General features: G+C 65.4%; 22 protein-coding genes. 15 read left to right on the plus strand and 7 right to left on the minus strand.

Annotated features, from left to right (window positions below):
* Nucleotides 1-118: 118 nt before the first annotated feature.
* Entirely contained in the window at nt 119-586 is a 468-nt protein-coding gene (locus tag Q4F91_RS02730; RefSeq protein WP_303334283.1) for a Panacea domain-containing protein, read from the minus strand.
* Between the two features lie 420 nt (nt 587-1006).
* Between Q4F91_RS02730 and Q4F91_RS02735 the strand changes: the two genes are divergently transcribed.
* From Q4F91_RS02735 to Q4F91_RS02750, 4 genes are all read left to right on the plus strand, one after another.
* A complete protein-coding gene (locus Q4F91_RS02735) occupies nt 1007-2038 on the plus strand; it encodes an iron ABC transporter permease (RefSeq protein ID WP_303334285.1) in 1032 nt (343 codons plus the stop codon).
* On the plus strand, nt 2038-2937 hold the full coding sequence (locus Q4F91_RS02740; protein ID WP_303334287.1) for an ABC transporter ATP-binding protein: 900 nt from the start codon (nt 2038-2040) through the stop codon (nt 2935-2937). Before Q4F91_RS02735 ends, Q4F91_RS02740 begins: the two co-directional genes overlap by 1 nt.
* A gap of 48 nt (nt 2938-2985) precedes the next feature.
* On the plus strand, nt 2986-3780 hold the full coding sequence (locus Q4F91_RS02745) for a class I SAM-dependent methyltransferase (RefSeq protein WP_303334289.1): 795 nt from the start codon (nt 2986-2988) through the stop codon (nt 3778-3780).
* Between the two features lie 128 nt (nt 3781-3908).
* Nucleotides 3909-5081, plus strand: a complete 1173-nt coding sequence (locus Q4F91_RS02750; RefSeq protein ID WP_303334291.1) for an ABC transporter substrate-binding protein — start codon at nt 3909-3911, stop codon at nt 5079-5081.
* Nucleotides 5082-5192: 111 nt separating this feature from the next.
* On the opposite strand, the gene Q4F91_RS02755 is transcribed toward Q4F91_RS02750, so the two are convergent.
* From Q4F91_RS02755 to Q4F91_RS02765, 3 genes are all read right to left on the minus strand, one after another.
* Nucleotides 5193-5597 carry a type II toxin-antitoxin system HicB family antitoxin gene (locus Q4F91_RS02755; RefSeq protein WP_303334293.1) on the minus strand — a complete coding sequence of 135 codons (405 nt, stop codon included), beginning with the start codon at nt 5595-5597 and terminating at the stop codon, nt 5193-5195.
* A gap of 209 nt (nt 5598-5806) precedes the next feature.
* Nucleotides 5807-6286, minus strand: a complete 480-nt coding sequence (locus Q4F91_RS02760) for a MarR family winged helix-turn-helix transcriptional regulator (protein ID WP_303334295.1) — start codon at nt 6284-6286, stop codon at nt 5807-5809.
* A gap of 156 nt (nt 6287-6442) precedes the next feature.
* The gene (locus Q4F91_RS02765) at nt 6443-7636 is read right to left on the minus strand and encodes an MFS transporter (RefSeq protein WP_303334297.1); all 1194 of its coding nucleotides are present in this window, start codon (nt 7634-7636) and stop codon (nt 6443-6445) included.
* A gap of 336 nt (nt 7637-7972) precedes the next feature.
* On the opposite strand from Q4F91_RS02765, the gene ydiB reads away from it, so the two are divergent.
* Nucleotides 7973-8836, plus strand: a complete 864-nt coding sequence (gene ydiB / locus Q4F91_RS02770) for a quinate/shikimate dehydrogenase (RefSeq protein ID WP_303334299.1) — start codon at nt 7973-7975, stop codon at nt 8834-8836.
* A 58-nt stretch (nt 8837-8894) separates the two neighbouring features.
* Nucleotides 8895-9650 (plus strand): type I 3-dehydroquinate dehydratase, encoded by a 756-nt coding sequence (gene aroD / locus Q4F91_RS02775; protein WP_303334301.1) that lies wholly within the window; start codon nt 8895-8897, stop codon nt 9648-9650.
* Between the two features lie 560 nt (nt 9651-10210).
* On the opposite strand, the gene cybH is transcribed toward aroD, so the two are convergent.
* From cybH to Q4F91_RS02790, 3 genes are read right to left on the minus strand one after another with little or no spacing between them, the layout of a single operon-like run.
* Complete coding sequence (gene cybH / locus Q4F91_RS02780; protein ID WP_303334303.1) at nt 10211-10921, minus strand: Ni/Fe-hydrogenase, b-type cytochrome subunit; 711 nt, start codon at nt 10919-10921, stop codon at nt 10211-10213.
* 20 nt (nt 10922-10941) lie between these two features.
* Nucleotides 10942-12705: a nickel-dependent hydrogenase large subunit gene (locus Q4F91_RS02785; protein ID WP_303334306.1), complete on the minus strand. Its 1764-nt coding sequence runs from the start codon at nt 12703-12705 to the stop codon at nt 10942-10944.
* Nucleotides 12705-13799: a hydrogenase small subunit gene (locus Q4F91_RS02790; RefSeq protein WP_303334308.1), complete on the minus strand. Its 1095-nt coding sequence runs from the start codon at nt 13797-13799 to the stop codon at nt 12705-12707. Before Q4F91_RS02790 ends, Q4F91_RS02785 begins: the two co-directional genes overlap by 1 nt.
* A gap of 681 nt (nt 13800-14480) precedes the next feature.
* On the opposite strand from Q4F91_RS02790, the gene hybE reads away from it, so the two are divergent.
* The 9 genes from hybE to Q4F91_RS02835 all read left to right on the plus strand — a co-directional run bounded on the left by hybE (nt 14481) and on the right by Q4F91_RS02835 (nt 24021).
* Nucleotides 14481-15365 (plus strand): [NiFe]-hydrogenase assembly chaperone HybE, encoded by an 885-nt coding sequence (gene hybE / locus Q4F91_RS02795; RefSeq protein WP_303334311.1) that lies wholly within the window; start codon nt 14481-14483, stop codon nt 15363-15365.
* Nucleotides 15362-16867: a hypothetical protein gene (locus Q4F91_RS02800; RefSeq protein WP_303334312.1), complete on the plus strand. Its 1506-nt coding sequence runs from the start codon at nt 15362-15364 to the stop codon at nt 16865-16867. The genes hybE and Q4F91_RS02800 overlap by 4 nt, the downstream gene beginning before the upstream one ends.
* Complete coding sequence (hypA, locus tag Q4F91_RS02805; protein WP_303334314.1) at nt 16860-17225, plus strand: hydrogenase maturation nickel metallochaperone HypA; 366 nt, start codon at nt 16860-16862, stop codon at nt 17223-17225. Before Q4F91_RS02800 ends, hypA begins: the two co-directional genes overlap by 8 nt.
* Before the next feature lie 156 nt (nt 17226-17381).
* Complete coding sequence (gene hypB, locus Q4F91_RS02810) at nt 17382-18269, plus strand: hydrogenase nickel incorporation protein HypB (RefSeq protein ID WP_303334316.1); 888 nt, start codon at nt 17382-17384, stop codon at nt 18267-18269.
* A gap of 157 nt (nt 18270-18426) precedes the next feature.
* The gene (gene hypF, locus Q4F91_RS02815) at nt 18427-20871 is read left to right on the plus strand and encodes a carbamoyltransferase HypF (protein ID WP_303334318.1); all 2445 of its coding nucleotides are present in this window, start codon (nt 18427-18429) and stop codon (nt 20869-20871) included.
* A 41-nt stretch (nt 20872-20912) separates the two neighbouring features.
* Nucleotides 20913-21164: a HypC/HybG/HupF family hydrogenase formation chaperone gene (locus Q4F91_RS02820; protein WP_303334319.1), complete on the plus strand. Its 252-nt coding sequence runs from the start codon at nt 20913-20915 to the stop codon at nt 21162-21164.
* Nucleotides 21161-22276, plus strand: coding sequence for a hydrogenase formation protein HypD (hypD, locus tag Q4F91_RS02825; protein ID WP_303334321.1), 1116 nt, complete (start codon nt 21161-21163; stop codon nt 22274-22276). Before Q4F91_RS02820 ends, hypD begins: the two co-directional genes overlap by 4 nt.
* A 46-nt stretch (nt 22277-22322) precedes the next feature.
* Nucleotides 22323-23387: a hydrogenase expression/formation protein HypE gene (gene hypE / locus Q4F91_RS02830; RefSeq protein WP_303334323.1), complete on the plus strand. Its 1065-nt coding sequence runs from the start codon at nt 22323-22325 to the stop codon at nt 23385-23387.
* A gap of 217 nt (nt 23388-23604) precedes the next feature.
* Nucleotides 23605-24021: a rhodanese-like domain-containing protein gene (locus Q4F91_RS02835; RefSeq protein ID WP_303334325.1), complete on the plus strand. Its 417-nt coding sequence runs from the start codon at nt 23605-23607 to the stop codon at nt 24019-24021.
* Nucleotides 24022-24044: the final 23 nt, after the last annotated feature.

Genomic DNA, 24044 nt, shown 5'->3' on the forward strand with positions numbered 1-24044 from the left:
TTGTCTAAGGTGTCTCAAGAAAGAGAGAAATCGATGTAGTTTGCGTTCGCCGTGCGGTAACCCTGAGGCTCCGTTTGACGAATCCACAGTGTCATCTGGCATTAACGTCTTAGGATCGTCAGACATCCGTTCCTCCATGCCTGATGATATCAAGAAGCTTTGCAAAGAAAAGCCTTATTTCGCGATCATCAAGTGCAGCCAAAGCATCTGCCTTATCCCAAGGCGAACCTGCTCGATGAGACCAACTAGAAAGTTGAGATGCAGTATACCTTCCGAATACAGTAATTGTTTGATTAATCAGTTGCAACGATTCAGGAGGGCAGTCCCTTTCAAACTGCTGAGCCATCTCAACAGTAAGGCGTCCCTTCTTGATATCGTTAAATGTACGCGGAAAGACGGGACCGTAAGGCCACTTTCTCGGATGTTCGTCCGTCAGACGTTCGTCCGTAGCCGCCAATACTGCGCCATAGCAGCAGTACAGTAGCTTCTGAGCCTTGGTGTTGTTGACCTCAATAGGGGAGTCCCTCTGCACAATCTTGCAGAAGTACAGAACGTAGGCCATCACAACAGAACTGCGAAATTCCATGCTGACCTCCGATTCAGGGTTTCACAATTTGAGATGATCTCTCACTTCATCATAGCTGAGAAGGAAGGAATCGCGACACTGTTGCTCATGATTTCGTCCTAATTCGCGACGTTTGAGCAACAGGTTCCAGACCACTTGCTCATCAACAACGTGATCGAACAACTGCAGCTTCATACAAGAGTGGCGCAACTAGAATTCGTTATCAACGCCCGATCTATGCAAGACAAAAAAAGCCAAGTTGCTCCGGTAATTCACGAACGACACTTATGCAACGGTAGCAATCTCCTCACCCCGGAGCACTACCCACTCGGTTGATCGAAACTGGCAAGACTATGCAACTTTAGGATGAGGCGGACCGCGTTTTCCGCTGTTATGATTTTTTGACAAAACTTCATAACGACCCCAGCCCCCTTCCCATCCATGTCCTGCCACATCCAGTTCCGCAGAGCCGAGTTCGCGCACGCCGCCGTGACGGGCGTGCTCGCGCTCCTCACCGCTGCGCTCGTCCTCGCGGACCTCGCGACTGGCACCTCCGGCATCCCGGCGAGCGAACTCGTCTCCGCCATCCTCGCCGGCCCCTCGGGCGAATCGTCCGAGGCGATCATTCTCTGGTCGCTCCGCCTGCCGATGACGCTCACCGCTCTCTTCGTGGGCGGCTCGCTCGCTCTCGCGGGCCTCGGCATCCAGACCATCACCGCCAACGCTCTGGCGAGCCCCTCCACGCTCGGCATCACCTCCGGGGCGAGCTTCGGCGCAGCGCTCTCCATTTCCGCAGGACTCACCATCATGGGAGAGCTCTGGGCCGGCACGATCGCCTCGGCCTTCGTGGCCGCGCTTCTGATCAGCGCGCTCATCCTGATGCTCGGCCGCATGCGCGGCATGACTCCGGCGACGCTGATCCTCGCGGGCATCATCATGAACTTCTTCTTCATGGCCCTCGAGCAGCTCCTCATTTACCTCGCGTCGCCTGAGACGGCGCAGCTCATCAACGGCTGGACCTTCGGCAACCTCGAGCGCGCGGGGTGGCTGTCCGCGGCAGTGGCTGGCGGTGCGCTCGCAGTCGGTCTCTTCCTTCTCATCCCCGTCGCCTGGCACCTCACCACGCTCTCGATCGGTGAGGAGCGTGCGAAGAGCCTCGGCGTCCCCGTCGAGCGCCTGCGGCTGATCGTCTTCTCGGTCTCGTCGGTGCTCATCGCCGCCGCGGTGAGCTTCATCGGCACGATCGCCTTCGTCGGTCTCGTCGCCCCGCACTGCGCGAAGCTGATGCTCGGCGACGACCAGCGCTTCCTCATACCGGGGAGCGTCCTCGCGGGCGGCTTCATCATGCTGCTCTCCTCGATGCTCGCCAAGGCACTCTCCGCGGGGGCCCTCATGCCGATCGGCATCGTCACCTCGATCGCCGGCGTTCCCTTTCTCTTCATCCTGCTCCTGCGCAGCCGGAGGGACTTCTGATGCTCACGCTTGATGTTCGCGACCTCTCGGTCGACTACGGCTCCCGCAGGGTGCTCTCCGACATTTCCTTCTCCGTGAACGCGGGCGAGCTCGTCTGCGCGGTCGGTCAGAACGCCGCCGGCAAGACCACGCTCTTCAAGGCGATCGCCGGTCTCACGGCCCACGGCGGGTCGGTCGAGCTCAATGAGGACGGCAAGCGCCTCCCGCAGTCCTCGATCGCGTACCTTCCGCAGCTCACCCAGGTGAAGAGCCGCCTCTCCGTCTTCGAGATGGTGATGCTGGGCCTCGGCCGCAGCCTCTCCTGGCGGGTCACGCCCGACATCATCGACCGCGTCGACGAGACGCTCCACGCGATGGAGATCGCGCACCTCTCCGCCCAGCCCGTCGCCGCACTCTCGGGCGGCCAGAAGCAGCTCGTCTTCATGGCCCAGGCCTTCGTCTCCCGCCCGCGGGTGCTGCTCCTTGACGAACCGACGTCCGCCCTTGACCTCCGCCACCAGCTGATCGTCATGGAGGCCGCGAGGGCCTACGCGCAGAGGACCGGGTCGATCGCCATCGCGATCGTTCACGACCTGATGCTCGCCGCGCGCTTCTCGACGCGCCTCCTCATGCTCGCGAACGGGACGCTGCGCCGTTATGCCTCGCCGGCGGAAGTGCTCACCCCCGAGGAGATCTCCGCGGTCTACCGGGTCGAAGCCTCGGTCGAGCGTTCGACCGCGGGCGTGCTCACCGTGATCCCCGAGCGCGCGCTCGACACCGGCCTCGGCCACGGTCACGGCCATGATCATGACCACGACCACGATCATGCCCACGGACACTTCCACGCGCATGACCACGCTCATCCGCACGTCCACTCCCACGCGCATCCGCACACGCATTCCGAGGCGGCCGCCGCCTGAGGCCCGCCGACACCGAACAACATTTCCCTTTCTTTTCAGAAGTCTTCCATGACCGACGCCGCACAAGAGAACGCCACCCGGAACCCCAATGCCACCGCCCTGCTGCAGCAGGTCTCCGACTACTGGGACACCCGCGCCGAGGGCTACAGCATCCGCACGATCGACGAGCTTCAGGGCCCGAGGGGCGAAGCCTGGAGCCGGAAGCTCTTCCCCGCGCTGGCTCTCCCCGAGGGAGCCAGGGTCGCCGACATCGGCTGCGGCCCGGGTCTCTTCGCGCTTCTCGCCGCCAAGGCCGGTTACAAGGCCACGGGCTGCGACGCCTCGCCCGGCATGCTCGCCCGTGCGAAGGCCAACGCCGAGGCCGCGGGCCTCGAGTGCGACTTCATCGAGGCCGATGCCACGAAGCTCCCCTTCGAGGACGCTTCGCTCGACGCGGTGATCTCGCGCTACCTGGTCTGGAACCTCCCCGACCCGAAGGCCGCCTTCCGCGAGTGGCTCCGGGTGCTCAAACCCGGCGGAGCGATCCTCTATGCCGACGGCAACCACTACCGCTACCTCACGGACGCGGACTACGCCCGCGTGCATGCCGAGGAGGCCACGCCCTACGGTCACGCGGGGAAGTTCGTCCTCGGCGTCGACACCTCGCCGATGGAGCGGCTCGCGAGGTCGCTGCCGCTCACAGGCACTGACCGCCCGGGCTGGGACATCGAGACGCTCCTCGAGCTCGGCTGCACCGATGCCTGCGTGCTCGAGCCCGAGCTCGCCCGCACCCGCGATCCGCGCACCGGCACCGAGAAGGCCGTCATCACGAACTTCATGGTGCTCGCCCACAAGGCTGCCTGACCGCACTGCCCGGACCCACACGGGAGCCGCTCAAGTGACCTTTGTGACCTTCGTGACCTGACATCTCATCGGCCCCGGCTCCCGTCACACACCCTGTTTCCTAAGATGCATTGAGGAGGACATCCCCCATGCCCAGCCGTCGTTCGCTCATCGGTTTCGCCACCGCGCTCGCTGCGCTCCACTGCCTGCCCGCCTTTGCGGCCGGATCCTCCCCGGAGGAACTCCCCTCACTGCCGCCCGTAGGCATCTGGCCCGTGAGCTTCACGGATGCCGCCGGCCGGAAGGTGACCCTCGCGAAGGCCCCCTCGCGCATCATCGTCGGCAACTACATCGCGAACTACCTCCTCGTCGGCGGGGCCGGGTCGCTCGACCTCGTGGTCGGCATGACGAAGGACCACTGGGAGAGCGTCCGCACGGGCGAGTGCCGTGTCTTTTCCAAGGCATATCCGAAGATTGCGGTGATCCCCTCGATCGGCGGCTATCACGACGACATCCTCAACACCGAGCGCATCATCTCCTTGAAGCCCGACGTGATCGTCATCAACCGCTCGCAGTTCACCGCGAACTCCGGCCGCGTTGAGCTCCTCGAGCGCGCCGGCATCCGCGTGATCGTGATCGACTACCACTCGATGACGCTCACGAACCACGTCCTCTCGACGCGCATCATCGGCCGCATCACGGGTCAGGACGTTCGCGCGGAGCGCCTCTGCCGCGAGGCGATCGAGGGCCTCACCGAAATCGACCGCAGAATCGCCGCGCTCCCCGAAAGCGAGAAGCACCGCACCTGCTACATGGAGCTCGGCAGCCTCGGTCCCTCGCAGCAGGGGAACTCATACAACCACACTGTTCTCTGGGGCGCGATATTGAAGCGCATCGAAGCGGGCAGCATCGCCGAGAACAACCCCGAGCCCTGGGGCGCGCTCACCCGCGAGTTCGTGCTCTCCCGCCGCCCGGAGATCATCATCATCGGGGGCTCCCTCTGGAACAACAACCACGCCGACCAGATGGCGATGGGCTTCACGGTTCCGCGTGATCTGGCTCTGAAGCGCCTCGAGACGTTCCTGAAGCGCCCGCTCTGGCAGGGTCTCCCCGCGGTGAAGAACCGCCGGTTTTACGGCGTCGACCACGGCAGCCTGCGCTCCATCATCGACTGGCGTTTCACGGAGTTCCTCGCCAAGGTCTTCTACCCGGAGACCTTCCGCGACACCGATCCCGAGCGCGCGATCATCGCGACCTACCGGGAGTACCTCCCCGAGATCGATCCGAGCGGCACCTTCACGCTGAGCCTCGACGAATCCTGATCCTCTTCCAGGGCCGTTCCGAGACAGCCTCCCTTCGCCTCCCCGAAGCCTGCGCCAGGGAGGCGTTTCTTTTCTGGCTTCCGCCCGCTGTGAATCCGGCCGAAGGCCGGCTCACTTCCATTCGCCGCTCATCACTTGTCTGGCGATGTATCCCGAGCGGGTGTCGCCCGAGCGCTTCGCGAGGGCATCAAGCCGCCGCAGCACGCGCTGCGGCAGCGTCACGTTGATCCGCTCCGTTTTCCCGGAGAGACGGCTGAGGTCAATGTCGACCGCGGCCCAGATCCATCCGGCCCATTCGGGATGCGCCTCCCTGAGATCATCGAAATTCGAGGGCTTCGGCGTGCTCTGCCCCGCGTCGAAGGCCGCCCCGAGCCAGAGTTCCGCGGCGGCCTGCGCATTCCGGACGGCATCGTCAAGGTCGCTTCCTTGTGAGAAGCTGCCCGGCAGGTCGGGAATGATCACGCCGAAGTCGGGGTTCTCCCGATCCGCCGGTTCGATGGCGATGATGTACTTCATGACCTCCTCCGAAACGCTTCCCCACACACCACACACGCCTGCAGTCCGCCAAGCGGTTCACGCCCGTTCCTCACTCGACCCACACTCCGTGTGTATTGATTGGGATGTTACCAAACGGCCCCGCGGGGCATCCCAGCGGGGCTCGCTTGTCCAGAATTCTCAGACTTCCCAGGCTTCCGGCTGAACGGCCTTCACGAGTGAGCGAACGCTCACTCCTTCTCGCCTCCGCCCCTGCGGGGGCTCACGAAGACCGTCTTCTCCGCCGTCTTCATCCCGAAGACGGCCTTGGCGAGCAGGCGCTCAAGCTGATCCGCCTCCTCGTCGGTGAGACCGTTGCAGAGCGACTCCGTGAGCTCCATGGAGATCTCATCCATCACGGGCTTCAGACCCCTGCCCTTGTCGGTAAGGCAGATAACGGTCGCCCGGGCGTCCTTCGGCGACACGCGCTTCTCGATGTAGCCCTGCTTCACAAGGCGGTCGATCATGATGCTCGTCGTGGACTTCGTCCTGTGAATCTTCTCGGCGACCGCGGTGAGGCTCTGTCCCTCCTTCTGGAAGAGCACCATGAAGATGTCGCCGCAGCTCGTGGTGAGATCCGCGAGGCCCGCGGACTTGAGCGAGGCGAGCAGCCGGCGATGTCCCTCCTCGTGCAGGCGGGCGGCAAGGGCGAGTATCGGTCGTTGTTTCATGAGACACTGCGAAAAGAAGGACCCGCCCGGGAACTTGAAGTGGGTCCGTTTGCCGATGATTATAAGAAGATCCCGGGAGTTCTCCCCTGCCTTCGCCGGCCTCCGGCCGGCCTCTTTCGACCTCTTTCGACCTCCTTCGGCCTCCGCCGGTCACGGTCAGGCGGTCTGCTCCGCGACCTTCTGCGCCAACTCCGCCTGCCGGCTTCTCCAGGCGATGAAGCACGCGAGCAGCACGCCCGTGAAGGCGATGGCGGCGTCAAAGAGGAAGATCCCCATCACCGAATCATGCCGCGAGATCCAGGCCGTGACGAGCGGAATGGAGAAGGTCGCGATGCTGCCCGCGCTGTAGTAGATGCCGGTCGCCCGCCCCTTGGCCTCAGGGAACTGGGCCGCAAGCAGCGCGAGACCGAGCTGCAGTACGCCGCCCGCGGCGAACACGCCGAAGACGAAGGCGAAGCAGGTCACCACGAGCGGCGTGGGAAAGAGCGTCACGGCGACGAGCGACAGAAAGCTCACCGTTGTGCAGAGAACGAGCATCACGCGGGGCTTAAGGAAGGTGCGCAGAGCGGCCGACGAGAGGAACACGCCGATCAGCGACCCTGCGGTGTAGAAAGAGAGAAGCCGCAGAGCCCCGTCCCGCGGCATGCCGGCGATGAGCTCGCCGTACTGCGCGAGCCAGTTGCTCACCAGCTGGAAGGTCGCCATGCCGACGTAGCCGAAGAGCGCGTAGCACGTGACATCGAGCCACGCCGCCGTGCCCGTCTCCCGCTTCCTCTCAAGCGTCCTGCGGGGACGCTCCGCCTGAGGACTCGAGATGCAGAGGATGACGATGAAGTTGATGGCGAGCCCGGCCGCGGCCGCGACGAAGCACCAGCCGAACCAGAGGCCGCTCCAGGCAAGCCAGGCAATGATGAACGGGAGCAGCCCCTGCCCGAGCGAGACAAAGGCCTTGATCATGATCACGGCCGGACCGGGTGATCTGGGGAAAAGCTCAAGGAGCCTCGGGTACGTGCCCGCGTCAAGGAAGGAGTTCGCGCACCCCGCGAGGAAACCGCAGACATAGGCCGTCGTCAGGGACTCGGTGTTGACGATCCCGAGGAAGAAACAGATGTAGGTAAGGCCGCCGAGGAGCACGAAGGGGCGGCGTCCGAAGCGGTCCGAGAGAATGCCGGCGACATAGAGCACCGAGAGGCGGCCGAGCCCCAGCGACGAGATAACCACCGACACGCCCGCGGCGTCCGTGCCCCACTGCTTCGAGAGATCCGGCATGTGGAGCGCCAGGATGATGATGGCCATGCCGTGGATGCAGTAGTTGAGATAGAGGAAAAGGGCGTTGAGGTAGCGTCGCACTCGGGATCTCCGGGCTGCAGTTTTTGTTCTTGTTCGGCGTTCCCTGCTGTGTCCGGCGCGGGATCCCGGCCGTGGGAAACATGTCCTCACAGCGCGACACAGGCAGAGAGACGGATAGTCGAAGATACGCGACGACCAGTTTTGGTGCAAACCCATTCAAGCCTTTTTGCGTGCTTCTCTTCGCGCTATCTGATTTCAGCCACACCGTCTAGGTTCTGCCGCTTACCCCGCACGTGCCGCGACGGCGGGATACTTACGGTTCGCGGCTCCAGGATGGTGCATTGCGCAGCCGACTGCCTGACCGCCCCGAATTTACTTTCCTTCTGGAGACCCGCCTTGGAAGTCACCGCCAAGTACGAACTGATCGGCCTCATGGCCTATCCGATCCGCCACAGCCTCTCGCCGAAGATGCAGAACGCCGCGCTCGAGAAGCTCGGCATCCCGATGTGCTACATGGCCTTCGAGGTGGATCAGCAGGCCTTCCCCGATGCCATCAGGGGGCTGAAGGCTCTCAGGATGCGCGGCTCGGGCGTCTCCATGCCGAACAAGCAGCTCGCCGTCGAGTTCATGGACGAGCTCGATCCGGCGGCGAAGCTCGCCGGGGCGATCAACACGATCGTGAACGACAACGGGCACCTCACCGGCTACAACACCGACGGCACCGGTCACCTGATGGGCATCCGCGAGACGGGCTTCGATGTCAAGGGCAAGACCATGGTGCTCGTGGGCGCAGGCGGTGCCGCCACCGCGATCGGTGCCCAGGCCGCGGTCGAAGGCTTCAGGGAGATCAAGCTTTTCAACCGCAGGGACAGCTTCTGGGAAGGTGCGGAGGTTTTCGCCAGGCGCGTCAATGACGCGACGGACTGCAAGGTGACGGTCTGCGACCTCGATGACCGCAAGCTCTTCGGAGACTCGATCGCAGGGGCGGACGTGCTCACGAACGCAACAAAAGTCGGGATGAGACCGTGCGAGGACATGTCCATCATCACCGACACCTCGATGCTCCGCCCGGATCTGCTCGTCACCGAGTGCGTCTACAACCCGCACATCACGCGCTTCCTCCGCCAGGCCGCCGAGGCCGGCTGCCGGACGGTGGACGGGTATCAGATGCTCCTGTGGCAGGGGGCGACGCAGTTCAAGCTCTGGACCGGTCAGGACTTCCCGATCGACCATGTCCGAGAGGTCATGGGTTTCAAGTGATACTCTGACCGTTCCCGTCCCTTCTCACCCATCCAACACCCGCAGAAGCAGCAATTCCATGAAGACCGTCACCCTGAAGAATGTCACCCTGGGCGAGGGCGCGCCGAAGATCCTCGTCTCCCTGATGGCCGCGGACATCGAGGCCGTCAATCGCGAGGCCGCGGCCTATCAGGCCGCCGACTTCGACATCCTCGAGTGGCGTGCGGACTTCTTCTCGGCCATCACCGAGACGGCGAAGGTTCTTGAGGCTCTCAGGGCACTGCGCGAAGCCTTCCCCGGGAAGCCGATCCTCTTCACCTTCCGCTCCAAGGCCGAGGGCGGCGAGCAGGCCCTCGATCCGCGCGTCTACACGGACCTCAACATCGCTGTCGCCGGGAGCGGCCTTGTCGATGCGATCGATCTCGAGCTCTTCACCGGCGACGAATTCGTGAAGGAAGCGCTTGCCGAGGCTCACGCGAAGGGCGTCAAGGTGATCATGTCGAGCCACGACTTCAAGAAGACTCCGCCGAAGGCGGAGCTCCTCGCGAGGCTCACGAAGATGCAGGAGCTCGGCGCAGACGTGCCGAAGGTCGCGGTCATGCCGCAGAGCAAGGCCGACGTGATCGAACTTCTCGCCGCCACCGCAGCCTTCTCCGAGACCGCCGACCGTCCCGTCATCACGATGAGCATGTCGAAGACCGGCGTCATCTCGCGCCTCTCCGGTGAAGCCTTCGGGTCCGCGGCCACCTTCGGCGCAGTCGCCAAGGTCTCCGCCCCGGGCCAGATCTCCGTGGGAGACCTGCGCACGGTGCTCGACATCCTGCACAGGGCGTAAAGTCCGCCCTCCCGGGGACTCCCTTCCCGAACCTCCCATCGAAAAAGACCCGCCGGACTGAAATCCTGCGGGTCTCGTTCTTTAGCACTCCCACTTTCGTGGGTAAACGTCACCCCTGCTATTGCAGGGAAATTACACCCCCGCTTTCGCGGGGAAAACAAACGGAGCGCCCATCAGAAAGCCCGTCGCAGAAACACCCCCACCGAAGTGGGGAAACCAAATACGGAGGCGGCCTTGCTGGCAACTCCATAGAAACACCCCTGCCGTCGCAGAGAAAATACACAAACACACAGAGCTCTGACTCACCCCGGCAATCCACAGCCCCCTCCCATCAGAATCACCTGGCCGGCGGCACTCACATCATCACTTCCTCCGGGGGCAGAACCAACATTAGCACACAAACCGTCAGATCACGTCGCAGACATGAGCGCAGACATAAATTTTTACAAGATTCTTCGGACACCAATAGGAAAAGCCCTCCGGAACCGAAATCCCGGAGGGCTTTTCTTGTCTGATCAGGCCTCCCGGCCCCGAGGGACCGGGAGAGGCTCAAGGGACGATCAGTGCTCGGTGTGCTTGAACATCCTCAGGCCCGTCGTCATCGACGAGAGGGTCGTGCAACCGCCCATGATGTCCTCGCGGAAGGACATGTACATGTGAGCGATCGAGAAGATGATGAAGACATACATCGTGGCATGGTGGATCGTGCGGACCGCCTGAGCGTCACCGCAGAGGGTGAACACCCAGCCGAACCAGCTCATCCAGCCGATGCCCTCACCCCAGGCCTGCGCGTAGAGCGCGAGACCCGTGATGATGATGACGATCGAGCCGATCGTGAAGAAGCCGAACATGGCGAGCTGGGCGAGCGGATTGTGGCCCGCGTACTCGGCAGACGTCTTCTTCATGAAGAGGTAGTAGGCGACCTGTCCGAAGACACCCTTCCACCACTTGAAGCTCCAGAGCGGCGGGATGAAGATCTGACGCGCGTACTTGTTGCCGACCACCATCCAGTAGAGGCGGTAGACAAAAAGACCCGTGTAGATGATGCCCGCGGCAAAGTGAGCAAAGCGGATGTAAGCGAAGTCGTAGGTAGACCAGGTGTCACCTAAATTCGACACCAGCGGAGCGCCGATGAGAAAGCCCGTGAAGATCATCACGAACATGCAGACCATCATTGCCCAGTGCCAGACTCGAACCGGTGCCTCCCAGACATAGAGCGGGTGCGTGCCCGCGCTCATGTCAACTTCGTAGGTGACTGGATCGATTTTCATGGAAAACCTCCTCTCCGCTGTCAGCGGACCTGAACCGAGCAGAGTTCCTCACCCTCGGGATTCAGGAGATGGGACGCGCAGGCGAGGCACGGGTCAAAGCTGTGGATCGTGCGGATGATCTCAAGCGGACGCTTGGGATCGGCGATCGGGGTGCCGATGAGCGAAAGCTCGAAGGCGCCCTGCTGACCCTCGTTGGAGCGCGGCGAAGCGTTCCAGGTCGTCGGGACGACAGCCTGCCAGTTCTCGATCTTCGTGTCCTTGATGACGCAGTAGTGCGCGAGCGCGCCACGCGGGGCCTCGGAGAGACCGACGCCGCGGCACTGCTTCGGCCAGGTCGACGGTTCCCAGAACTCCATGTTGGCGGCGGCTTCGTCACCGGCCTTGATGTTCGCGGTGAGCTCGTCGACGTACTGGACCATCTTCTGGGCGGCCCAGTGGCATTCGAGAGCGCGCGCGGCATGGCGGCCGAGCGTCGAGAAGACGGCCTCGAGCGGAGCGTTGAGCTCGGAGAGGAGCGCGAGAGCGGGTTCTTTGATGTGCGGAACGTTCTTCGCGACACCGACCACAAGGCGGGCGAGCGGGCCGACTTCCATCATGTGGCCGCGCCAGCGCGGGCTCTTGACCCACGAGTACTTGCCGTCCGGCGTGAGCCACGAGAACTTCGTGGCAGTGCCTTCGGCACCCGGGGGCAGCTCGTACTTCTGCTCGGTGATGCCGTCCCACGGATGCAGACCCTTGTTCTGATCCGGGTACTGGTACCACGAGTGATCGACGAATTCCTGCAGCTGCTCGGGGTCGCGCGGGTCAAAGTCGTGGACCTCATTGAGGTTGCCGTTGACGATGACGCCCTGCGGGAGCTGGAGGGACTTGTCGGACCAGTCGTTGGGGATCTCCGGGAAGTCGCCGCAGCACAACATATTTTTACCGGCCAGGCCGCCGCCGTACTTGAACCACTCGGGGTAGAAGGAGGCGATCGCCTTGATGTCCGGCAGATACACGTTCTCAACCATCGCGACGGCCTGCTTGGCGACCTGGCGCATGTAGTTGAGGGTGACTTCGTTCACCATCGTGCCCTGGGCGCCCGTGTCGTGCATGTTGATCGGGCAGGCGACACCGCCGACGAGATAGTTCGGGTGCGGGTTCTTGCCGCCGAGGATCGTGTGGATGCGGACGCACTCACGCTGGAAGTCCAGGACCTCGAGGTAGTGGGCGACGGCGAGAAGATTGACCGCGGGCGGCAGCTTCATCTCGGGGTGGCCCCAGTAGCCCTTGTTGAAGATGGAGAGCTGGCCGGACTCGACGAGCTTCTTCACACGGTTCTGGATGTCACGGAAGTAACCGACGGCCGCGAGCGGATGACGCGGCGAAATCTTCTGCTGCAGGTCAGCCGTTTCGCGCGGATCGGCCTGGAGGGCGCTCACCACGTCCACCCAGTCAAGGGCGGAGAGCTGATAGAAGTGGACGATGTGGTCCTGCGTGTAGAGGGTCGCGTTGATCAGGTTGCGGATGAGGTTCGCGTTCTTCGGGATCTTGATACCGATGGCGTCCTCAACGGAACGGACGGCGGCAAGGGCGTGAATGCCCGTGCAGACGCCGCAGATACGCTCAACGAAGGCCCAGGCGTCACGGGGGTCACGGCCCTTGAGAATGACCTCAAGGCCGCGCCACATCGTGCCGGTGCTCATGGCGTCAGTGATTTTCCCGTCATCACCGAGGACGGCCTGAACGCGCAGGTGACCCTCAATGCGGGTGACGGGGTCGACGACGATTCTGCGTTCGCTCATTATTCCTTACCTCCGATTTCCTTGTTGGTCTTGGCACGGGCCTGCGCGACGCACGAAAGGGCGGCATGCGCGGCCGCGGCGACGCCGACGACGGCGACGGTGGCGAGACCGACCTTGTCAACAGTGCCTTCAACACCGCCGAAGACGGGCGGCAGAACGGTCGTCTCGTGCTCGTAGAACGAGCCCTTGTCGAAGAAGTTGGGCTCGGCGCAGCCGATGCAGCCGTGACCGGACTTGACAGGCCAGGAGAGGCCCTCGTTCCACTGGACGGTCGAGCAGGGCGCGTAAGTCGTCGGGCCCTTGCAGCCGACCTTGTAGAGGCAGTAGCCGAGCTTGGCACCGGCGTCGTCGAACTTCTCGGCGAACTGACCGGCGTCAAAGTGACCGCGGCGATAGCACTTGTCATGGATGCGCTGGCCGTAGAACATCTTCGGACGGCCGAGGCGGTCAAGCGGCGGCAGACGGTCGTAGGTGAGGATGTAGGTGACCACAGAGGTCATGACCTCCGGGATCGGCGGGCAGCCCGGAACGAGCACGACGGGCTTGTCCGTGATGATCTCCGTGATAGGCACGCTTTCCGTGGGATTCGGCTTCGCGGCCTGCACGCAGCCCCAGGCGGCGCACGAGCCCCAGCCGATGACGGCCTTGGCGCCCGCGGCGACGTGCTTGAGCTTGTTGAGGAAGATCTCACCGTTCGGCACGCAGTTGATGCCGCCCTGGTAGAGCGGAACGTTGCCCTCGACGGCGAGGATGTAGTTGCCCTTGTACTTCTCGATCGTCTCGGCGAGGGACTCCTCGGCCTGCTCGCCGGCGGCGGCCATGATGGTGTCGTCGTAGTCGAGCGAGATCATCGAGAGGACGACGTCCTCAACGAAGGGTGAATAGGAACGGACGAAGGACTCGGTGCAGCAGGTGCACTCGAGGCCGTGGAGCCAGATCACCGGAGTGCGGGGCTTCGTTTCCATCGCGTTGGCGATTTCCTGAGCACCGGCGCTGCCGAGACCGAGACTCGCAGCGGTGAGCGAGCAGAACTGCAGGAAGCTGCGGCGGCTCACGCCCTGGCGCCGCAACGCCTCATATTGCGTTTCAAGCATGTGTGGGTCTCCCCCTCTTTTGTTTCTCGAGCGGACCCTGATCAGGACAGGAGGGTTTGCCTTTACCGGGGTCCGAAGCTTCTTTTCCTGAGCCGTCGTGGATCTGACGAACCCGAGCCGCTTGAGTAATAGGTATTGCGGCTTCAGTGTCCGACATCCGCTTTCTGTTCCGCCCTGAACTCAGCCCCCAGGGGCGGAACATCAGAAACGTCGAGACGGTGCGGTGACCTTCGGACAGCTCGAAACTTTCGAGTGCAAGATTAAAGACGCCCCCGCGGGAGCCGCCATTGACCTTCCGCACACTCCGCCTACCCCTGAAGTACTACCTAGTAGTATTTTCTCAGGGAAAACCCTCGAAAAATTCCCTGACAAAACAAAGCTGAGAACCGTTCGCATTTTCAACCCGGTGACACTCCACTTTGGGGATGGAAAGGAACTCCACCTTTAGCACTACCCCCGTGCCTCCCTTTGGCTGATGAGCCGCGAGGGGGTTCGTTCCTATACTCTGAAAGGGATCGTGCCCCCGGAGCGCCCCTGGAGCGCCCCGGCCGCCGTCCCGGGAGAAAGAACAATTCAGACGCCCCGTCCGGAGCCCCCGTAGCCCGGGGATCGCACCGCCCTCATATATGGAGAGGCAGGCATCCCCGCCCCCGGAACGGTGAGCGAGGAGAGAGCACCTTGATGAGCGAAGAGAAGACCGGGTCCCAGGCCGAGAACCTGCGCGTGTTCGCAGAGTCCCCGGCAGACTTCTTCACCGACGGTTTCCGCGAGATCGAACGAACCCGCATGGCGGGCCTGCCCGTGCTCAATCCGAAGGTGGAGGTGCGCCCGGCCGGGTTCCGCCGCTGGGGCAACGACTGGATCGGCGTGATGACGACGCCCTGGGCGATCCTCGCGGTCTATGTCTGCGGCTCGCGCGAGGGCTGGGTGGACGTGCCCCCGGGCCGCTCGCGCCTCATTGAACTCCCCGCCGGGGACTTCCCCTTCGTGTCGATGGCCGACCCGCTGCTCGGCCGGTTCCTGCTGCTCTCCTTGAAGAGCCCCGTGCTCGACATCGCCGACCAGGAGACCGCGGACGCGTTCGCGGCCACGTGCTTCGACGCGATGCTGAAGGCCACCTCGATCCCCGAGGATGACGAGGACGCCACCGCCTGGATTCCGCCCACGGCCGACGGAGAACTCCGCCGCGTGATTCCGATCCGCGTCTCACCCCCGAAGGGCTACGAGAAGACGCCCGTTCTCACCCCGAAGCCGCCCGAGCCCGAGAAGAAGGAGCCCGTGATGGAGCGCCGCGTCTCGCGCCGCGAGTTCTTCGGCCGGGGAAAACGCTATGTGGAGAAGTCCGCCGAGGCCCCGAAGAAGCAGACGCTCGAGGCCGCGAAGGCCGGCGACGACTTCGTCGCCGCTCAGAAAGCCGCGGAGGCCGCCCAGGCCGCAGCGCAGGAAGCCGCGAAGGCTGCCGAAGCCGCGCCGAAGGCCGCTCCCGCCGCCCCCGCTCCCTCCGCCGCGCCGGCAGCCGCGCCCGCGCCGAAATCGAACACCCCGGGCACCGGGAGGCCTCTATGACGACCTCTGCGATCTCCGCCATGATGGACGAGGCCGCGATCTGCGTGGCGCTCAAACGCAACGCCGGGAAGCGCCCGAGCGCGTGCGTTTCGTCCACGCGCACGAACGCGCTCGCCCGTGCGATGACGCTCCCCGCGAACCGCGGCCGCGCGCGCCGTCTCTTCACGATCGTCTACGGACTCTGCCCGGTCGCGCATCTCGCGGCCTATGACAGCGCCCGCATGGCCGCCTGCGGCCTCACAGTCCACGACCGCCGCGGGAAGGACCTGGGGCTCCTTGAGGAAGCCGTCCGTCTCGAGGCCGTCACCGAAAACCTGCGCGTCCTCGTGCTCGAGGCCGCGCGCCTCGAGCGTGAGTGCACGCTCTCGGGGCTCCTCTCGACGCTCCCGCGCCTCACCGCGATGGCCGCCGTTGACATGCGCGCCTTCGGGCGTCTGCGCGCCCGCATGGCGCAGGTGGCCGGCCACCTCGCCTCGCTCGATCCGATGCTCCCCTGGGGAGACGCCGAGCGCGCGCGTGTCGAGGAGGCCCGTGCGACGCTCAAGATCGTCGCCCAAGAGGCCGCCGGGCTTGGCAGCCGCTTCCTCTGGGGCATGACCCCGGAGACCTTCGCCCTCACGATGACCGAGGGGAACGCCCTCTCGACGTGGGCCAACGAGAACGCGGCGACGCTTCCCGCGGCGCACCTGCTCGCGGGCCTCATGCAGGACAACGACGCGCTCGCGCTCGACATTCCGATGCTCCCCGAGCGCTCGGAGTACCTCACCGACGACTTCGCCGAGGAGTTCTCCTACCGCATGCTCGTCGACGCGGGCTTTGATCTCTCGCCCTTCTGGCAGGGCACGCCGAGGCTCACCGGTGCCGTCGCGCGCCTGCGCGCCGTGCCGGCCGTGAAGGAACTGATGGTCCGCCACGGGCTCGGTCCCGTCGCGCTCGTCGCCTCGCGCGTGCTTGAGTGCGCGGTGATGCTCTCCGCGGCCGCCGCGAGCCTGCAGACGAAGCCCGGCGACATCGACGACCATGACCGCGAGGTCGAGTTGAATTCCATCATCTGGAGCGCGAGGCCCGAGACGGGCGTCGGCATCTCGTTCGTCGAGACCGCGCGCGGTCTTCTCACGCACGCCGTGCGCGTCTCGCGCGCGGCCGACGGCAGTGCGCCCGAGGTGACGGAACTGCGCATCACCTCGCCCACCGAGTGGCAGTTCTCGCCCAACGGGGCGGGCCAGCGCATGGCCTGTCTCGCCGCGAAGCAGATGGACTATCCCGAGGGCGAGGAGGCCCGCGGACTCGCGGAACTCCGCATCCGCCGCGCGCTCTTCGGGCTCGACGCGTGCGTTCCCGTCACGTTCCTCTGGAACGGCCAGTCCCAGACGGCCGAGGGCCGCGCCGCCATGATGGGCGGCATCGACGAGCCCTCCCAGGATGACGACGGGCGCGCCGCCGCGCGCACCGCCGCCGATCCGCTTTTCATCCCCGGAAACCCGGAGCCCGCCCATGCATGAGCTCTCGCTTGCCGAAGGCATTCTCGAAATCGTCGAGCGCACCGCGCGCGCGAACGACGTGAAACGCGTGCGCACCGTGCGCATCGCCGTCGGCGAACTCGCCGGCGTGGACATCCCGAGCCTCGAGTTCGCCTGGGAGTCGGTGAGGAAAGGCGGCGTCGCCGCGACCGCGCCGCTCGCGATCGAGCGCCCCGCGGGCGAGGCCTGGTGCATGACGTGCGAAGCGACCGTGCCGTTGAAGCAGTACGGCGACGCGTGCCCGAAGTGCGGCGGCTTCCGCCTCATGGCCACGGGCGGCACCGAGATGCGGGTGCTCGAGATCATCGAGGCCACGGACGACCAGGGGCCCCCGGCCTGACGAACCCATTCTTAAGACACTGACAACCGCCCCCTCCGGGAGATACGAAATACTCCGCCGCGGGGCTAGACTTCAGAGACACAGAGGATGCCTCCTCACTCGATAAAACCCGAGGAGGAAGGGATCCCGCAGTAAACGACGAGGAAGATTACAGATATGTGCACCACCTGCGGCTGCGGCCACTCCGGCCCCCACATGCATGAGACCGTGGACGAGAACGGCAACGTGACGATCACGGTCCACGACCACGATCATGACCATGATCACCATGACCATGACCACGCGCATCCCCATACGCACGACCATGACCACGGTCACAGCCATGATCATGAGCACACGCATGATCATGCCCATCCCGAGCACAGCCACGACTCCTCGATGCCCGCGGGCCGTGCGATCGCGGTCGAGGAGGACATCCTCGCGCGCAACAACGCCATCGCGGACCGCAACCGCGCGAAGTTCGCCGCGCGCCATGCGCTCGCGCTGAATCTGGTCTCCTCGCCGGGCTCGGGCAAGACGGAACTTCTGGCCGCGACGCTGCGCACCGTGAAGGAATTCCCGACCGCCGTGATCGAGGGCGACCAGGAGACCGCGAACGACGCAGAGCGCATCCGCGCGACCGGTGCCCGGGCGCTCCAGATCAACACCGGAAAGGGCTGCCACCTTGACGCGGCCATGATCGAACGCGCGCTCGAGGCCCTTCCCGTCGAGGAGAACTCGGTTCTCTTCATCGAGAACGTCGGCAACCTCGTCTGCCCGGCGGAGTTCGATCTCGGCGAAGCCGCCAAGGTCGCGATTCTCTCGGTCACCGAGGGCGAGGACAAGCCGCTCAAGTACCCGGACATGTTCCGCGCCTCGTCGCTCGTGCTTTTGAACAAGATCGACCTGCTGCCCTACGTGCGCTTTGACGCCGACAAGGCCGAGGCCAATGTGCTCCGCGTCAACCCGCGCGCCAAGGTGATCCGCGTCTCCGCCACGACGGGCGAGGGCCTTGAGAAGTGGATCGCCTGGGTGAAGGCCCAGCTCGTTCTCGCGAGCCTCTGATCCCGCACATTTTTTTCTCCGGTACCGGCCGCTGATATGAAGAGCGCCCGCGCGGTGCACCCCGAAGCTTCAAAAGAAGCACGGAGCGCCCGGGCGGGCTCCCGGCCGTACCCGCCGGGGGCGGTTCCTCCGTCCCCGAAGGAGCAGTAGTCCAAGCATGCCGACCGAAGCACGTCTCGTACGCGTCGAGGGTCTTGTCCAGGGCGTGGGGTTCCGCCCCACCGTCTGGAGGATCGCCGTCGCGCTCGGCCTCACGGGAGAGGTCTTCAACGACCCGCAGGGCGTGGGCGTCCGCCTCGAGGGCGAGCCCGCCGCGCTCGACGCGTTCCCTGATGAGCTCATGCGTGAGAAGCCGCCGCTCGCCCGCATCGACTCGATCGAGGTGTTCCCGGCCGAGATGAAGGGCTTCACGGAGTTCTCGATCACCGCTTCCGAACACTCCGGGGCGGTGACGACGATGATCACCGCCGACGCGGCCACCTGCGCGCACTGCTTCGCGGACATCTTCGACAAGGCGAACCGCCGCCACCGCTACGCCTTCACGAACTGCACGCACTGCGGTCCGCGCTTCACGATCACGAGGGCGCTCCCCTACGACCGCCCCCAGACCTCGATGGCCGTCTTCCCGATGTGCCCCGAGTGCCTCGCCGAGTACCGCGACCCGGCGGACCGCCGTTTCCATGCGCAGCCCAATGCCTGCCCGGTCTGCGGGCCGCAGCTCACGTTCACCGCTGCTGACGGCACCCCGCTCCCCGGTGATCCCGTGCGCGAGGCCGCCCGTGCCATTCTCGAGGGAAAGATCGTCGCCATGAAGGGCATCGGGGGCTTTCATCTCGTCTGTGACGCGAGAAACCCGGAGGCCGTGAAGCGCCTGCGCTCCCGCAAGGGCCGCGACGAGAAGCCCCTCGCCGTGATGTGCGCGGGCGTCGCAAGCGCCCGCCGCTGGGTGAATGTGAACGACAGGGAAGCCGAGCTTCTCACCTCGCCCGCCCATCCGATCGTGCTCTGCCGCAAGTCGGCCGAGCTCCGCGCTGCGGTCGCAGCGGATCCCGGCGCCGCGGCGGCCCTTCCCGGCATCGCCGACGGTCTCTCCGAGCTCGGCGTGATGCTCCCCTACACGCCGCTCCACGCACTCCTCTTCCACTCGCTCGCCGGCGAACCCGAGGGGAAGAACGGGCCCGCCTCCTGGATGGACGAGCCGCAGGAGCCGCTTGTCGTCATGACGAGCGCCAATCCGGGCGGAGAACCGCTCGTCATCGGCAACGACGAGGCGGTGGAACGACTCGGCTCCATCGCAGACTTCATTCTGATGCACAACCGCGAGATCCTCGTGCGCTGCGACGACTCGGTCGCCCGCGTCATCGACTCGGGCACGCTCTGGGTGCGCCGCGCGAGAGGCGTCACGCCCGAGGCCGTGAAGATCCCCGCGGTCGAGAACGCCCCGGACGTGCTCGCCACAGGCTCGTACCTCAAGAACGCCGCCGCGCTCACCCGCGGCGACGAGCTCTTCCTCTCGCAGCACATCGGCGACCTCTCGAACTTCTCGAGCTGCGAGGCGCTCGAGCTCGCGGTCGCGCACCTCTCGCGCATCCTCGAGCACGCGCCGGGCGCATACGCCTGCGACCTGCATCCGGACTTCTTCTCGACGCAGCTCGCCGAGAAGCTCGCCACCGAAACGGGGAAGCCCCTCATCCGCATCGCCCACCACGCCGCCCACGTCGGCGCCGCGATGGCCGAGGCCGGCAGGGTCACCAGGACCTACGGTGCCGCGCTCGACGGCGTCGGGCTCGGTCCCGACGGCGGCGTCTGGGGCGGCGAGTTCCTCGCCTGCTCCGCAGAGGGCTTCACGCGCTTGGGGCGTCTCGAGGCCCTGCCCCTCCCGGGCGGCGACCGCGCCGCACGCGAGCCCTGGCGCATGGCCGCGGCCGCGCTCGTGCGCGCCGGCATGCCTGAGGCCCGCTTCGAGCTCCTCGCCGGGCCCGACGTCCCGGAGATGATGCTCGCCGAAATCACGAAGCTCGTCGCCTCGCCCCGCACGCCGCTCACGACGGCGCTCGGACGCTGGTTCGACGCCGCGGCCGCCCTCCTCGGGCTCGCCCGCGTCGTGCACGACGAGGCCACCGCCGCGATGCGGCTCGAGAGCCTCGCCGAGACCTCGGCCGAGGATCCCGCCCCCAGGGCGGACCTCGCCCCGGTCGAATCGGGCGTCCTCCGGTTGTCGCCGCTTCTCGCGGAGATCGCCCGCGAGCGCCTCGCCGACCCGTCGCGCGAACACGCCGCGGGGCTCGCGAAGCTCTTCGAGATCACGGTCGCCGACGGGCTCGCCCGCTGGATCGCCTCGCTCGTCGGTGACAAGGATCACGAAGAGGAAGACGAAGTGATGCTCACCGGCGGCTGCATGCTCAACCGCGTGCTCTCCCGCGAGATCCCCGCGAGGCTCGCCCGCCTCGGCATCCGCGCGCGCATCCCGCACGCCGTGCCGCCGGGCGACGGCGGTCTTGCCCTGGGTGAAGCGCACCTCGCGCGCCTTGCGCTCTCGCGCGGCCTCACGGAATATCCCTTCCTCGGCGACCGCACGCCCCCGGCCGCCGCGGACAAATAAAATTTGGCTCTAATTCAACGTTTTCGGACCCGCTTTAAATCATGTGCCTTGCAGTACCCGCTGAAATCAAATCCGTGTCGGATGACGGCACGGAAGCCGTCGCCTGGATCGGCGGCATCGAGAAGACCGTGGACGTCTCCCTGATCGAGAACCCGGTTCCCGGTGACTGGGTGATCGTGCACGTCGGCTTTGCGCTCAACCGCATCGACGCGAAGGAAGCCGAGGAGACGCTGCGCGTGCTCGCCCAAGCCGGCGCCGATGTGAAGACGGTCACCGACAGGAGCGCGTCGTGAAATACGTTGACGAATACCGCAACGGGGAGGAGGCGCAGCGCCTCGCCGAACGCATCCGCCTCGAGGCCGATCCCGCCCGCGAATACCGCTTCATGGAGTTCTGCGGCGGTCACACCCACGTGCTCTCCCGCTGGGGACTCTCGGACCTGCTCCCGCCCAACGTGCGCATGATCCACGGCCCCGGCTGCCCGGTCTGCGTGATGCCGATCGGCCGCATCGACATGGCGATGGCGCTGGCGCTCGAGCACGACGTCATCCTCTGCACCTACGCGGACACGATGCGCGTGCCGGCCTCGAAGGGCCGCAGCTTCTTCCGCTGCCGCGCCGAGGGCGCGGACATCCGCATGATCTATTCGCCGATGGACGCGATCCGTGCGGCGAAGGAGAACCCGGAACGTCAGGTCGTCTTCTTCGCGATCGGCTTCGAGACGACGACGCCCCCGACGGCCGCGGCCATTCTCGCCGCGGAGAAGCTCGGCCTCAAAAACTTCTCCGTCTTCTGCAACCACGTGCTCACGCCCGCGGCGATGGAGCACATCCTGCTCACCGCCCCCGACCGCCCTGACGCGCCCAAGCTCGCCGGTCTCGTCGGCCCCGCGCACGTCTCGACCGTCATCGGCTCGCGTCCCTACGCGCACTTCTCCGAGAAGTGGAAGATGCCGGTCGTGGTCTGCGGGTTCGAACCGCTCGACATGCTGCTCTCGATCCTGATGCTCATCCGCCAGGTGAACGAGGGCCGCGCCGAGGTGGAGAACGAATTCACCCGCGCCGTGACGGCCGAGGGCAACTTGAAGGCCATCGATCTGATGGCGCAGGTCTTCGAGCCGCGCGAGAGCTTCGAGTGGCGCGGTCTCGGCCGCGTGCCGCTCTCGGCGCTGAAGCTCCGTGAGCGCTACGCCGCCTTCGACGCGGAGAAGCGCTTCTCGATGCCCGAGATCTCGGTGCCCGACGCCAAGTCCTGCGAGTGCGGCGCGATCCTGCGCGGCGAGAAGGAGCCGAAGGACTGCAAGCTCTTCGGACGCGCCTGCACGCCGGCCCACCCGATCGGGGCCTGCATGGTCTCCTCCGAGGGCGCCTGCGCCGCGTACTACAGCTACGGCCGCCACGAGTGAGCCCGAAGGCTACAGGAACAGAATCATTGACATACGAGGAAGAAGAATGACCGAACAATCCCTCAAGGCCGAGCGCGCCGGACGCGGCCGCAGGCTCGACATCGCCCGCGGCACGGTTGAGATGACCCACGGCTCGGGCGGCCGCGCCTCCGCGCAGCTGATCGGCGAGCTCTTTGCGAAGCACCTCACCAACGAGTGGCTCGCCCAGGGTCATGACGGCGCGGTGATGCCGCCCATCACGCATCCCGTCGCCATGAGCTGCGACGCGCATGTGGTGAAGCCCCTCTTCTTCCCCGGCGGCGACATCGGCCGTCTCGCCGTCACGGGCACCGTGAACGACGTGGCCATGTGCGGCGCGAAGCCGCTCTGGATCTCCGCGGCCTTCATCCTCGAGGAGGGCTTTCCGCTTGCCGACCTCGAGCGCATCGTCGAGTCGATGGCCGAGGCCGCCCGCGAGGCCGGCGTCGCGATCGTCACGGGCGACACCAAGGTCGTTGAGAAGGGCCACGGCGACGGCTGCTACATCGCGACGACGGGCGTGGGCGAACGGATCGCCGACCACATGATCTCCGGCGCGTCGGCCAGGCCCGGCGACGCGGTGCTCGTCTCCGGCTCGATCGGCGACCACGGCATGACCGTGATGAGCCTGCGCGAGGACATGAGCTTCGGTACCTCGCTCGTCTCGGACGCCGCCCCGCTCGCGCAGATGGTCGCGAACGTCATCGCCGCCGCTCCGCACGTGCACGTGCTCCGTGACCCGACCCGCGGGGGCCTCGGCACGACGTTGAACGAAATCGCCGCCGAGAGCCGCGTGGGCATCACGCTCGAGGAGAAGTCGATCCCCGTGAAGCCCGAGGTGCGCGCCGCCTGCGAGTTCCTCGGCCTCGATCCGCTCTACTCGGCCTGCGAGGGGCGTCTCATCTGCATCGTCCCCGCCGACGAGGCCGAGGCCGCGCTCGCCGCGATGCGCTCGAGCCCCTACGGCGAAGGCGCCGCGCGCGTCGGCACCGTCACCGACACCGCCCCCGGGTTCGTCGAGATGGTGACCCTCATGGGCGGCCGCCGCATGGTCGACTGGCTCACGGGCGAGCAGCTCCCGAGAATCTGCTGATTCCCTGGCGAACTCGATATCTCTTCCAGGCCCCTGAAGGTGCACCTTCAGGGGCCTGCTGTTCCGAGGCACGTCCCGCCGGCTTTAAGTTCGCTGACAGGCGGGCGTGCAAGAATGGCTGAATACTGAAAATTCTGCGCGGCTGCCAACTCTGCCTGACTGCCTCATCGAGCGCATCCGGAAAGCAGCCCGCCGCCCCCGAAGGAAACTTATGTTCATGACCAAAATCTGTGCCGCCGCCATGACGGTCGTCGGCATGACCGCCGCGGCCCAGGCGATGGAGCCCGTCACGCCGCAGCCGGCCTCCCCGCTCACCTACTCCGACCCCGCCTACGCGAAGGTCGTTCCCGCCGAGGCGAAGAAGATGCTCGAGGCCGGCGTCGTCATGATCGACGTCCGCGAGCCCGACGAGTTCGCCGAGGGCCATGTCCCGGGCTCGATCAATGTTCCGTTGTCGTCCTTCAAGTTCGGCATGAGGCTCAGCGCCGTGCCGAACCTCGACGACAAGGTGCTCGTCATCTGCCGCTCCGGCGTGCGCGCCGAGCGCGCCTCGCGCGTCCTCGTCGAGTCGGGCTACCGCCACGTCTACAACGCCTACGGCACGTCGCAGTGGCCGTACGGACTTGTCCGCTAAATCTGACTTACATCTGACATTCA

This window comes from Sutterella sp. (genome assembly GCF_030539355.1).
In the GTDB taxonomy this organism is placed as follows: Bacteria; Pseudomonadota; Gammaproteobacteria; order Burkholderiales; family Burkholderiaceae_F; genus Sutterella.